The sequence below is a fragment of the Nonomuraea rosea genome, assembly GCF_039539705.1.
GTDB classification, from domain to species: domain Bacteria; phylum Actinomycetota; class Actinomycetes; order Streptosporangiales; family Streptosporangiaceae; genus Nonomuraea; species Nonomuraea rosea.
The window spans coordinates 44,808-57,045 of the sequence record NZ_BAABDQ010000028.1; the positions used below are offsets into that span (position 1 = coordinate 44,808).

Below are 12,238 nucleotides of genomic sequence, written 5' to 3' on the forward strand. Positions count from 1 at the left end.
CTTCCGGACAGTGGGCGGCATGAAGAGCAAATGGTCCTGCCTGGCCGTCGCGTGCCTGGCCACTCTCCTCCTCTCGCTCGACCTCACGGTGCTGCACCTGGCGCTGCCCAAACTGGTGACCGATCTCGGCGCCAACTCCACGCAGCTGCTCTGGATCGGCGACATCTACGGCTTCGCGCTGGCCGGCCTGCTCGTCACCATGGGGAACCTGGGCGACCGCATCGGGCGCAAGCGCCTGCTCCTGATCGGCGCGGCCGCGTTCGGCGCCGCCTCGGTGGTGACGGCGTACGCGCCCAGCGCCGAGCTGCTCATCGTGGCCAGGGCGCTGCTCGGCGTGGCCGGCGCCACGATCATGCCGTCCACCCTGTCGATCATCCGCAACGTGTTCACCGACCCGGGCGAGCGGACCGCGGCCGTCGGCATCTGGAGCGGGATGAGCGCGGCGGGCTTCGCCGTGGGGCCGGTCGTCGGAGGTGTGCTGCTCGACCACTTCTGGTGGGGCTCGGTCTTCCTGATCAACGTGCCGATCATGGCGCTGGTCCTGGTCGCAGGGATCCTGGTGCTGCCCGAGTCGCGCAACCCGGACGCGGGCCGGCTGGACCTGCTCAGCGTCGTCCTGTCCTTCGCCGGTGTCGTGGCGGTCGTCTACGCACTCAAGGAGGCCGCGCACAAGGGCGTCGAGCACGCCGACGTGCTGGCGGCGGGCGCGGGCGGGGCGGCGCTGCTGGCGTTGTTCGTGTGGCGGCAGACGCGGCTGGCCGAGCCCCTGATCGACGTCCGGTTGTTCGCCAGGAGGGCCTTCACCGCCTCCATCCTGACGAACCTGCTGGCGATCTTCGCGATGTCGGCCATGATGCTGATGTTCGCCTGGTACCTGCAGCTCGTGCTCGGCTGGTCGCCGCTCCAGGCGGGGCTGGCCCAGCTCCCCGGCGGCCTGAGCGGCGCGGTGGGCGGGGTCCTGGCCGCCCGGCTCATCGGGCCTCTCGGCAGGAACGGCGTGGTGGCGCTCGGCCTGGCCATGAACGCGGCCTCGTTCCTCTTCTACACCACGCTCGGAACCGAGCTGAACTACCTCACCCTGCTGCCCGCCATGGTGATCGGCGGGATCGGCGTCGGGTTCGCCTTCACGGTCAACAACGACAACGTGCTGGCCACCGCGCCCGCGCAGCGCGCAGGGGCGGCGGCGGCCGTCTCCGAGACGGCCTTCGAGCTGGGCGGGGCGCTCGGCATCGCGATCCTGGGCACCGTGCTGAACAGCGCCTACCGGGCGAACTTGCGGCTCCCCGCCGGGGTGTCCGGCGAGGCCGCGCAGGAGTCGATCGCCGGCGCCGTGGGCGTGGCGGGCGGGCTGCCGCCCGAGCAGGCCGGCGAGCTCATGCGGGCGGCGCGGACGGCCTTCGTCGAGGGCGTGCACCTGACGTCGTTCGTCACGGCGGGCCTGCTGGCCGTGGTGGCGCTGCTCGCCCTGGCGGGGCTGCGCGGCGTGCCGAAGGTCATCCCGGAGGAGGTCCTCACGCGAGCCCACTCCTGACCGCCGGCCCACCCGCTCGCGCCTGCCCGCCCTCTTGTGCACGCCCGCCCCTGACGCGGGCGCGCGCTCGGCGGTCAGCTCGCGTGCTGGGCGGGCACCGGCTCCGCAGTGGGGAGCAGTGCCGGACTCGGGGCCGGACTCGGGGCCGGACGCAGGACCTGCGGCGGCGTCTCGGCAGCCGGGCGGAGGCTGCGGAGCCGGCTCAGCACCACGACGGCGGCCACGCCCGTCGCCAGCGGGGCGACCACGAACGCCAGGGAGGGTCCCACGTGGTCCACGAGCTGCCCGGCCGTCGCGGAGCCCGCGGCCATGCCGAGCCCGATGGCGCCGTTCAGCCCGGTGAACGCCTCGGTCCTGACCTCGGCGCGAACCAGCCCGTCGATGAGGGTGTAACCGGTGATCACGACGGGGGCGATCACCAGGCCGGCGAGGGCGGCGGCGCCGTACAGGAAGGGGATGGAGCCGGCGAGCGTGAGCACGCTGGTCGCGAGGGCGAGCAGGGCCAGGCCGGCGACCAGCCGGGAGCGCGCGGGGACGCGCCAGCGGACGGCGCCGTACAGGAGCCCGCCGAGCATGCTCGCCCCCGAGAACACGCCGTAGACCGGGCCCGCGGCGGCGGACGCGCCGAGTGCGGCGGTCAGCGAGGTGACGCCCACCTGGAGGCTGCCGAAGACCGACCCCATGGCCAGGAACGCCGCCGCCAGCGGCCCCACTCCGCGCGAGCGCAGCACGCCGCCCGCCGTGGGAAGGCGGACCGGGGACGGCTCGGGCGCGCCCGTCCTGACCGCCGCGAACGTCACGGTGCCCGCCACGATCAGCACGAGCGCGGCCAGCAGCGCCACGACCGGCGAGTACGCCGTGGACAGGCCGACCAGCAGCACGGGAGCCAGCGTGAACGTCAGCTCGTCGGTCACCGACTCCACCGCGAACGCCGTGTTGAGCCGCCGCGTCCCGCCGAGCCGGTGCGCCCAGCGGGCCCTGACCATGGCGCCCACCTGCGGGCTCGACGCCCCGGCCAGCGCGGCCACGGCCACCAGCAAGGGGATGCCTGCGTGGGCGGTGGCCAGGGCCAGCAGGCCGCCCAGGGCCAGCGCGTGCACGGTCACCTGCGGCAGCAGCACCTTGGCCTGCCCGTGCCGGTCGGCCAGGCGGCCGGTTCTGGGGCCGACGACGGCCTGCGCGATCGCGGCCGCCGCGGCGGCGATCCCGGCCGGGCCGTAGGCGCCGGTGGACCACTGCACCAGCAGCAGGATGCCCATCTGGGTCATCGCGAACGGCAGCCGGGCCACCAGCGCGGGAGCGAGGAATCGCCAGGCGCCGGGTGTGGCCAGCACGTCGAGGTAGGACTTCAAGGGTCTCCGTCCAGGTCATGACGGAGCCGTCTCCCGGTAGGAGCGCACCGTCGTGGTGGGCTTCGACCGGGGTGATACCGGCACGTGGCCGGCCGCCGAGCGGTCAATCAAAACGCATTCGAATCAGTCAAACGCGCCGAAGTCCCATCTTATTGCCTCGGCGGTGGCATGACTTAATTCACTCTCCGTTGACTTCAACGTCGTTGAGATTTACCTTCAGAGATAGGAGGCGGTCATGGATGTGATCCGGACATTTGCAGATATCGAGGGTTCGATGCTCGCCGAAGTCGGCGGCAAGGCGGCCAACCTCGGCGTGCTCACCAGGGCCGGGCTGCCGGTCCCGCCGGGGTTCTGCGTCACCACGGAGGCCTACCGCAGGATCGCCGCCGGGCTCGGCGACGTGTCCGACCCGGCGCGCGCCCGCGAGCACATCCTCGGGACCCCGATCCCGGACGACATCGCCCGCGCGGTGGTGGCCGCCCTGGCCGCCCTGCCCGCCGGTCCGGTCGCGGTCCGCTCGTCGGCCACCGCCGAGGACCTGCCGTACGCCAGCTTCGCCGGCCAGCAGGACACCTTCCTCAACGTGGCGGGCCCCGAGGCGGTGCTCGACGCCGTACGCCGGTGCTGGGCCTCGCTCTGGACCGACCGCGCGGTGGCCTACCGCGACGCGAACGGCATCGACCATGGCTCGGTCCGCCTGGCCGTGGTCGTGCAGGAGATGGTGCAGTCGGCGACCGCGGGGGTGATGTTCACCGCGAACCCGATCACCGGCCGGCGCCGGCAGGCCGTCATCGACGCCGCTCCCGGGCTCGGCGAGTCCGTGGTGTCGGGGGCGGTCAACCCCGACCACTTCACCGTGGACCCGGACACGGGCCGGGTGCTGGAGCGGCGGCTCGGCGACAAGCGGCTGGCCGTACGCTCCCTGCCGGGCGGCGGCGTCGAGCACGTCACCGGCGAGCGGCTCGACGCGGCGTGCGTCACCGACGCCCAGCTCCGCGAGCTGGCCGCGCTCGGCGCGCGGGTCGAGTCCCTGTACGGCGCGCCGCAGGACACCGAGTGGGCCTTCGACGCCTCCGGGCGGCTCTGGCTCACCCAGGCCAGGCCGATCACGACGCTGTTCCCGCTGCCGGACGAGCCGCACGACGGGCTGCGCGTCTACTTCAGCTTCAGCGTGGCCCAGGGGGTCTTCAGGCCGTTCACGCCGATGGGCATGGCGGCGGCGCGGGCCATGTCGTCCGGGGTGTCGGAGCTGTTCGGCAACCCGGTGGCGGCTCCGCTGGCGGGTGCGCCGGCCTTCACGGAGGCTGCGGGACGGGTGTTCATCGACGCCACGGGCGTGCTGCGGAGCCGGGTCGGGCGGGCGATCGTACCGAGGGTGTTCGACCTGATGGAGGCCAGGTCGGCGCGGATCCTGCGCGGGCTGTTCGACGACCCGCGGCTGAGCGTCACCAGGACGTCGAGAGGGCCCTTCGTGCGCCGGCTGCTCAAGGTCATGGCCCGTCACAGGGTGCCGATCACGTTCGTGCGCGCGCTGGCCGACCCCGAGGGGGCCGAGCGCCGCGTACGCCGCCAGTCCGCCGCGCACCTCGCCACGCTCGCCGCACCCGCCGGCGCGAGCGTGGCCGAGCGAATCGATCACGTGGCGACGGCGCTGGTCAAGCACGTCACGCCGACCGCACCCCGGGTCTTCCCCGTGGCCGCTGCCGCGCTGCCCATGCTGCTGCTCGCGTCGCGGCTGCTGAAGGGGCGGGCCACGTCCGCCGAGCTGCAGGTCGTGCTGCGCGGCGTGCCGCGCAACGTGACCACGGAGATGGACCTGGAGCTGTGGGCGCTGGCGCAGCGGCTGCGGCGCGACCCCGAGGTGGCCGCCCGCTTCCTGCGCGAGCCCGCGGAGGTGCTGGCCCGCGAGCCGCTGCCCGCCCCGGTGCGGGACTTCCTCAGCACGTACGGCCATCGCGCCGTGGCCGAGATCGACCTGGGCCTGCCGCGCTGGTCGGAGGACCCCACGCACGTCATCGGCATGATCGCCAACTACCTGCGGCTGGAGGATCCGGCGCTGGCCCCCGACGCGCTCTTCGCCAAGGGCGTGGCCGAGGCCGAGGCCATGATCGAGGAGCTGGCGGGGCGGACCCGCGGGCTGCGGCGCCGGCTGGTGCGCTTCGCGCTGGGGCGGGCCAGGGAGCTGGTGGGGGTGCGGGAACTGCCGAAGTTCCTGATCGTGCAGATCTTCGCGGAGCTGCGGGCGCAGTTGCTCGGGGTGGGCGGGGAGCTGGCGCGGAAGGGGCTGCTGGCGGGGGCCGAGGACGTGTTCTTCGTGACCCTGGTCGAGGCCAAGTCCGGCAAGGACCTGCGCGGCCGGGTCGCCGAGCGGCGCGAGCGTTACGAGCGGGAGCTGCGGCGCAGGCACCTGCCCAGGGTGCTGCTGTCCGACGGCACGGAGCCTGAGGCGGTGGCCTCCGGCGGGGCGGCGGCCGAGGGCGCGCTGACCGGCTCCCCCGCGTCTCCCGGGCAGGTCACGGGGATCGCCCGGGTGGTGCTCGACCCGGTGGGGGCGAAGCTGGTGCCGGGCGAGATCCTGGTGTGCCCGTCCACCGATCCCGGCTGGACGCCGCTGTTCCTGACGGCCGGCGGGCTGGTCATGGAGATGGGCGGGCCGAACTCGCACGGGGCCGTGGTGGCCCGCGAGTACGGCATCCCGGCCGTGGTCGGCACCCCGGACGCGACCGACCGCGTCCGCACGGGCCAGACGATCACGGTGGACGGCACGTCGGGCACGGTGACCATCCACGACGACACCCCACCCGACGCCCAGGACGCTGTCGCCGTCACGCCAGACGCCCAGGACGGCCCTCCGACCACGGAGGACGCCGGCGCGACGCCATCGAGCCGGGTGTCCGAACCCGCCACGTGACCACAAGGCGCCAACGGGAACCGCCCGACCCGGCGCACGGCGGGGACGCTCCGGGACGTCGACCGGGTGGGGCGGTCAGGGGATGGGGTTGGTGGGGCAGGGGCGGGTGGTGGTGGGGGTGAGGGCGTCGAGGCGGGTGCCGATCATCCGGGACACCCGCTCGATGGTCTCGATCCCCGTCCCCTCCCCCGGCTGCTGATCCGTCTGCACCGACAGGAGCAGGTCCCGCCCGGGCCCGGCCACCCGCCCGTAGCTCGTGACGGCCCACGTGTTGTGGATGAACGGCCGCGGCGTCCACCCGTTCTTGAGCGCCACCCGATCCCCCGGCCTGGCGGCCGCGCTGACGCCCCAGGACTGGTCCTTCTGCACCCGCCCCATCAGCCCCAGCACCAGCCCGCGATCGGCGGCGCCGAGCCCCTTACCACCCCTGACCAGCACCTTCAGCAGCCGGATCCGATCCGCCGGGCTGGTGTTCGTGCCGCCCCAGAATCTGCTGGGCCCAGGCGTGGTCTCCCGCAGCCCCACCCGCCGGTAGAACCCGCTCATGGCGTCACCGCCCCCGACCCGCGACCACAGCGCGTCCGCCGCGCTGTTGTCGCTCTCCTTGATCATGCGGGCGGCCAGATCCCGCTCGCCCTCGTCGAGCCCGCCGGAACGCCGGAGCAGCAACGCGGTCAGGATGTCCACCTTGACGCCGCTCGCGGTGATCATGTCGTGCTCGTGCTCCCCCTGGCCGAACGTCACGCCGCTCACCAGGTCCAGCACGCCGTAGACGACCCGTCCCGGCCGGCCGCGTACATAGCGGGAGATGTCGCGTTCGAGCCGGGCCCGAGCGACATCCCCGGCCAGCGCGTCCGGAAATTTCAGGACACATCGCGCCACTCTGACCGGCGCCTTCACCGCGACGGGCACGACCGGCACCCGCTCGGTCCCGCACCCCGTCAAGAACGCCAGCCCGGCCAGAACGACCCTGCCGATCCATGGGCCCAACCTCTTAGCACGCACGCGCCAACCCCCGTGATCTCGTCGGGGGTCGTACGGAGCATGCCCGGCAAGGCCGCCGGCCTCATCCGACCAGGCCCTTTCCTGGTCAGACCTTCAGCACCACCTTGCCGACGGTCACAGGTGCTCGCGCAGGAAGTCGTCGGCCGCGTCCACGGCCTGGGTCACGTACGGCTCGCGATCGTAGAGGTCGATGTGCTGCTTGGCGTCCACCCAGACGATCCGCTTGGGCTCGTCCAGCCGCCTGAACGCCTCCTCAGCCCCCTCGGGCGAGCAGAACCGGTCGACGACCCCGTGCACGATCAGCGCCGGCTTCGGGGACAGGAAGTCCGCCCCCATCATGTTGTCCACCGTGACCAGCTCGCGCACGCTGGCCCTGGTCACCTCGTTCCGCCAATGCGGCGACGCGCCACGCTCGGTCCCGTAGTACGCGTACGGCTCGTCGCCCGGCATCGCCGCCTCACCCCGCTCCGCCACGGCGGCCACGTACTCGACGGGCCCGCCCTGGTCCTGCCGCTCCAGCACCTCGGCGAACCCGCTCAGCACCGCCTGGTAGTCCATCCCCGACCGCATGGCGTAGGGGTTGTTGTACGCCCCGGCGATCCCCGCAAATGCCCGCACCCGAGGGTCAAAAGCAGCAAATTTCATGGCATATCCGCCACCGAGGCAGATCCCGACCGCGCCGATCCGATCCGGATCCACCTCGGGCCGCGACCGCAGGAACGACACCGCCGCCCGCAGGTCGTGCAGCTTGCCCTGCGGATCCTCGTGCCGCCGCGGCTCACCGTCCGACTCGCCCCAGTTCCGGTGGTCGAAGGCGAGGGTGACGTAGCCCCGCGCGGCCAGCCGAGCCGCGTACAGGCCGGTGACCTGATCGCGCACGCCGGTGAACGGCCCCGTGAGCACCAGCCCCGGACGCGGCCCCACGCCCTCGGGCACCCGCAGGTCCCCGGCGAGCGTGAGGCCGTCGATCATGAACTCAACTCTCATACGCCCAAGTGTGCGTCACGAGTCGAACCCGAGCCCCATCCGATCGAGCGTGCGCAACCACAGGTTGCGCTTGCCCTGATGCTCGTCGGCCTGGGCGATGGACCACCGGGTGAACTGGATCACCCCCGAGCGCACCGGCTCCGGCGGGAACGGGAGCGGCTTCTCCTTGACCATCCGCAGCTCGGTCCGCTCGGTACGCTCGCCCGACAGCAGGTCCAGCATGACGTTCGCGCCGAAGCGGGTGGCGCCGACGCCCATGCCGGTGTAGCCGGCGGCGTAGGCCAGCCGCCCGCCGTGCGCCTGCCCGTAGAAGGCGCTGAACCGGCTGCAGGTGTCGATCACGCCGCCCCACCTGTGGGTGAAGCGCACCTGGGAGAGCTGCGGGAACGTGTCGTAGAAGTGCCCCGCGAGCTTGACGAACGTCTCGTCGCGCTGGTCGTACTCGGGCTTGACCAGGCCGCCGTTGTAGTAGACGGCGTCGTAGCCGCCCCACAGGATCCGGTTGTCGTCGGTCAGCCGGTAGTAGTGGAACCGGTTGCCCGAGTCGCCGACGCCCTGCCTGTTGCCCCAGCCCACCGCGGCGAGCTGGGGCCCGGTCAGCGGCTCGGTCATCAGCGCGTAGTCGTACACCGGGACCACGAAGTGCTTGAGCCGCCGCAGCAGCGGCGGGAACACCCCGGTCCCGAGTGCCACCCGGCGCGCCGCGGCGGAGCCGTACGGCGTCCGCAGGGTGATCGTCGTGCCGTCGTCGTGCAGCGAGCGGACCGGGCTGCGCTCGTGCACCCGCACCCCGAGCCGCAGGCACGCCTCCCGCAGCCCCCATGCCAGCCGGGCCGGGTCGAGCATCGCGCAGCCGCTGCGCTCCCACAGCCCGCCCAGGTAGGTCGGCGAGTTCACCTCCGCACGGACCTGCTCCCGATCGAGGGGCACGTAGTCGAGCCCGAGCTCGGAGATCAGGTCCAGGTGCTCGTTCAGCCCGTCGAGCTGCCACGGCTCGGTGGCCACGTGCAGCTCTCCCGTGCGCTCGAACGAGCAGTCCACGCCGTAGCGCTCCAGCGTGCGCTCGATCTCGTCCACGTTCGCGACGCCCATCCGTTCCAGCCGGTCGATCTCCTCCGGCCACCGCTCCAGGCCGTTGGCCAGGCCGTGGGTGAGGGTCGCCATGCAGAACCCGCCGTTGCGGCCGGTGGCCGCCCAGCCGATCCTGCGGCCTTCGAGCAGGACCACGTCCAGCGAGGGGTCACGTTCCTTGGCCATCAGAGCCGTCCACAGCCCCGAGAAGCCACCGCCGACGACGACCAGGTCGGCACTGGTGTTCCGGTCGAGCCGCGGCTGCGGCTCGGGTCTGGCCGGGCTGTCCAGCCAGTACGGCTTGCGCTCCGCGTCAGCCAGCGCCTTCAGCGGATCCACAAATCCCACTTCCCTACGATGAAGTTCGTTTATGTGTATTGCGGGATCGCAAAGAGGTGATCACGCGCGGGTTCCCCCCGCCGGAATCCGATCTCGCCTCCCCGTTCTTTGCCAGACGTCTTTAGCCGGACGGTTTTTGCCAAGGCGAATCCCCTCCGCGGCCTGCGGAAGGGATGGCCGGTTGACCGCCTTTCAGACGCGACGGCGGGCTGCGACCGCGTTGGCGATCGCGATCAGCACACCGACGCAGAAGATCAGCGTACCCATGACGTTGACCTGCGGCGGAATGCCGGTCTTCACCGCGCCGACGATCCACAGCGGGAACGTGACGGTGGAGCCGTTGACGAAGCTGGTGACCACGTAGTCGTCGATCGACAGCGCGAACGACAGCATCGCGCCCGCCAGCACGCCCGGCATGATCGCCGGCAGCGTCACCTGCCTGAACGTCCCCCACGCGGTCGCCCCGAGGTCCCTCGCCGCCTCCTCCAGCGACGGGTCCAGCGTGACGACCCGCGCCCGCACCGTCACGACCACGAAGGACAGCGAGAAGAGCACGTGCGCGACGATGATCGTGTTCGCGTCGCGCGGCACGCTGCCGGAGACGAACAGCGACAGCAGCGACGCGCCCATGACCAGCTCGGGCGTGGAGATGGCGGCGAAGACCAGGAAGTTCGTGATGCCCTTGCCGCGGAAGCGGTGGCGGCCGATCGCCAGCCCGAGCATGGTCCCGATCACGACCGTGATGACCGTGCTGACCAGCGCGATCACCAGCGAGTTGCGCAGCGCCACGGTCAGGTCGGAGATGTCGAAGAGCTCCGCGTACCACCTGAGCGTGAAGCCCTGCCAGGAGGTGTTGGACTTGCTCTTCTTGTCGTTGAACCCGAACAGGATCATCACGGCGATCGGCGACGACAGCCAGACGATGATCAGCCAGGTGTAGCCGTGCAGCAGCCGGTCGCCGAGCCTGGCGCCCCTCATCGGGCCGCCGCCTCAAGGACGTTCTCGGTCCCGAGCGCCCTGGCGTAGACGAAGATCCCCACCAGCAGCACCGCCATCAGCGTGAACGACAGCGCGGACGCGGTCGGATAGTTGAGGTTCGTCAGGTATTCGGTCTGGATGATGTTGCCGATCATCGTGTTCTCGGTGCCGCCGAGAATCTGCGCGTTGATCGGGTCGGCCGTGGCGGGCACGAACGTCATGAGCACCCCGGCGAACACCCCCGGCAGCGACAGCGGCAGCACCACCCGGCGGAAGGCGCCCAGCCTCGTCGCGTACAGGTCCTGGGCCGCCTCCACCACCCGCGGGTCCACCCGCTCCAGCGCCACGTAGATGGGCAGGATCATGAACGGCAGGAAGTTGTACGTCAGCCCGCCCACCACGGCGAACGTCGTGGCCAGCACATGGAAGTCGTCGGGCAGCAGCCCCCAGCCCTTCAGCGTCCCGAACAGCAGGCCGTTGTCGGAGAGCAGGAAGTTCCACGAGATCGTCCGCAGCACGAACGACACGAAGAACGGCAGCAGCAGCAGGAACAGGTACATGGACTTGCGATTGCCGCCCTTGAAGGCGATCCAGTACGCCACCGGGTAGCCGATCAGCAGCATGGCGACCGTCGCGAGCCCGCCGTACAGAAGCGAGCGCAGCAGCTGGGTGCTGTACCTGCCGAGCGCGTCGCTGTAGTTGGAGACGCTGAACGTCATGGCGAAGCCGTCGATCGCGTTGCCGGTCTGCAACGACACCGACGCCATCGCGACCATGGGCACGACCAGGAAGATCGCCAGCCACATCCAGCTCGGCAGCGCCAGCAGGTAGGGGGTGAGCCGCCGCATCGCGCTAGGCCTGGGTGATGGACTGGAAGATCGGGTTGAACACCTGCTCCTGCTGGGTGGTCAGCTTGGTGTAGGTGCGCAGCTTGGCGTAGTCGGCCTCGGTCGGGAACATGAGCGGGCTGCCGACCATGTCCTCCAGGGCCTTCTTGTCCTCGCCCTTGGCCGCCTTGGCCTTCTCCTTGAGCAGGTCCTGGACGGCCGGGACGGGGGTGACGTACTGGATGAACTCATCCAGCTCGGCCGCCACGGCCGGCTGGTAGAGGTAGTCCATCAGCATGAGCGCGTCCACCGGGTTCGCGGCGCCCTTGGGGATGAGCATGTTGTCGGTCCAGATCGTGCCGCCCTCCTCGGGCACCACGAACTTGACGGGCTCGCCGGCGAGCTGGCGCTGGAAGACGTCGCCCGACCAGGCCATGGTCAGCCAGACGTCGCCCTTGGACACGGCGTCGATATACGACTGATCATAATATTTCCGTACAAGTCCGGCCTCGCGCTGCGCCTTGAGCTTCTCCCCGGCCTTCTTCCAGTCGGCCTCGGTCGACTTCTCCGGGTCGATCCCCAGCGCGAACATGCCGAAGTTCCCGATCTCCTGCGCGTCGGCCATCATGCCGACCCGCCCCTTGTACTTGGGATCGAACAGCGCCTCGATGCTGGTGATGTCGTCCTTGACGTACTTGGTGTTGTACGCGATGCCGGTCACCCCGGAGGTGTACGGAACCGTGTACTGGTTACCCGGGTCGTAGGCGCGTTCCTTGTACTTCTCGCCGGCGTTGGCCGAGAAGTTGGGCAGCTGGGCGTGGTCGAGCGGCACCGCGTACCCGAGCTCGATCATGTGCTGGAGCTGGATGCCGTTGGTCATCACGACGATGTCGTAGCCCAGCGACTGCCCGGCGCGCAGCACGGGGTCGGCCTTGCCGAAGAACTCCGCGTTCTCCTGGATGACCTCTTTGTACTCGTAGGAGATGCCGGTGGCCTGCTTGAACGCCTCCAGCGGGGCCTTGTCCTCCGGCATGTACTCGGGCCAGTTGGCGAACACGAGCTTGCCGTGCTTGGTCTGCTTGGACCAGAAGTCCTTGACGGCGTCGGGCTTGGGCGGCGCGGCCTTCTGGCCCTGCACGCCGCAAGCGGCCAGGGCGAGCCCGGCGGCCGAGTAGCCGGCGAGCCTGAAGACGTCACGACGGGTGCGGAGAAGATGGTGACGGGGGATCATGGGGTG

At 71.2% G+C, this 12,238-nt stretch carries 9 protein-coding genes; 2 read left to right on the top strand and 7 right to left on the bottom strand.

Annotated elements, in window-relative coordinates; genetic code table 11:
* Positions 1-19 precede the first annotated feature (19 nt).
* The gene (locus tag ABEA43_RS44615) at positions 20-1,531 is read left to right on the top strand and encodes a DHA2 family efflux MFS transporter permease subunit (protein WP_345572035.1); all 1,512 of its coding nucleotides are present in this window, start codon (positions 20-22) and stop codon (positions 1,529-1,531) included.
* 74 nt (positions 1,532-1,605) lie between these two features.
* Here the strand turns inward: ABEA43_RS44615 and ABEA43_RS44620 are convergent, their stop codons facing one another.
* Positions 1,606-2,883, bottom strand: coding sequence for an MFS transporter (locus ABEA43_RS44620; protein ID WP_345572036.1), 1,278 nt, complete (start codon positions 2,881-2,883; stop codon positions 1,606-1,608).
* Positions 2,884-3,157: 274 nt separating this feature from the next.
* On the opposite strand from ABEA43_RS44620, the gene ABEA43_RS44625 reads away from it, so the two are divergent.
* Positions 3,158-5,794 (top strand): PEP/pyruvate-binding domain-containing protein, encoded by a 2,637-nt coding sequence (locus tag ABEA43_RS44625; RefSeq protein WP_345572038.1) that lies wholly within the window; start codon positions 3,158-3,160, stop codon positions 5,792-5,794.
* A 75-nt stretch (positions 5,795-5,869) separates the two neighbouring features.
* On the opposite strand, the gene ABEA43_RS44630 is transcribed toward ABEA43_RS44625, so the two are convergent.
* The 6 genes from ABEA43_RS44630 to ABEA43_RS44655 form a co-directional block, all read right to left on the bottom strand.
* Positions 5,870-6,799 (bottom strand): serine hydrolase, encoded by a 930-nt coding sequence (locus ABEA43_RS44630; RefSeq protein WP_345572040.1) that lies wholly within the window; start codon positions 6,797-6,799, stop codon positions 5,870-5,872.
* A gap of 114 nt (positions 6,800-6,913) precedes the next feature.
* Complete coding sequence (locus tag ABEA43_RS44635) at positions 6,914-7,786, bottom strand: alpha/beta hydrolase (RefSeq protein WP_345572041.1); 873 nt, start codon at positions 7,784-7,786, stop codon at positions 6,914-6,916.
* Positions 7,787-7,801: 15 nt separating this feature from the next.
* Entirely contained in the window at positions 7,802-9,196 is a 1,395-nt protein-coding gene (locus tag ABEA43_RS44640) for an NAD(P)/FAD-dependent oxidoreductase (protein ID WP_345572230.1), read from the bottom strand.
* Positions 9,197-9,388: 192 nt separating this feature from the next.
* Positions 9,389-10,174 carry an ABC transporter permease gene (locus ABEA43_RS44645; protein ID WP_345572043.1) on the bottom strand — a complete coding sequence of 262 codons (786 nt, stop codon included), beginning with the start codon at positions 10,172-10,174 and terminating at the stop codon, positions 9,389-9,391.
* Positions 10,171-11,022: an ABC transporter permease gene (locus ABEA43_RS44650; RefSeq protein ID WP_345572044.1), complete on the bottom strand. Its 852-nt coding sequence runs from the start codon at positions 11,020-11,022 to the stop codon at positions 10,171-10,173. The genes ABEA43_RS44645 and ABEA43_RS44650 overlap by 4 nt, the downstream gene beginning before the upstream one ends.
* Positions 11,023-11,026: 4 nt before the next feature.
* The gene (locus ABEA43_RS44655) at positions 11,027-12,232 is read right to left on the bottom strand and encodes a polyamine ABC transporter substrate-binding protein (protein ID WP_345572046.1); all 1,206 of its coding nucleotides are present in this window, start codon (positions 12,230-12,232) and stop codon (positions 11,027-11,029) included.
* Positions 12,233-12,238: the final 6 nt, after the last annotated feature.

Coding starts and splice junctions, on each gene's coding strand:
- ABEA43_RS44635 (WP_345572041.1), bottom strand. CDS start 7,786: ATGAGAGTTGAGTTCATGATCGACGGCCTCACGCTCGCCGGGGACCTG.
- ABEA43_RS44615 (WP_345572035.1), top strand. CDS start 20: ATGAAGAGCAAATGGTCCTGCCTGGCCGTCGCGTGCCTGGCCACTCTC.
- ABEA43_RS44625 (WP_345572038.1), top strand. CDS start 3,158: ATGCTCGCCGAAGTCGGCGGCAAGGCGGCCAACCTCGGCGTGCTCACC.
- ABEA43_RS44645 (WP_345572043.1), bottom strand. CDS start 10,174: ATGAGGGGCGCCAGGCTCGGCGACCGGCTGCTGCACGGCTACACCTGG.
- ABEA43_RS44650 (WP_345572044.1), bottom strand. CDS start 11,022: ATGCGGCGGCTCACCCCCTACCTGCTGGCGCTGCCGAGCTGGATGTGG.
- ABEA43_RS44655 (WP_345572046.1), bottom strand. CDS start 12,232: ATGATCCCCCGTCACCATCTTCTCCGCACCCGTCGTGACGTCTTCAGG.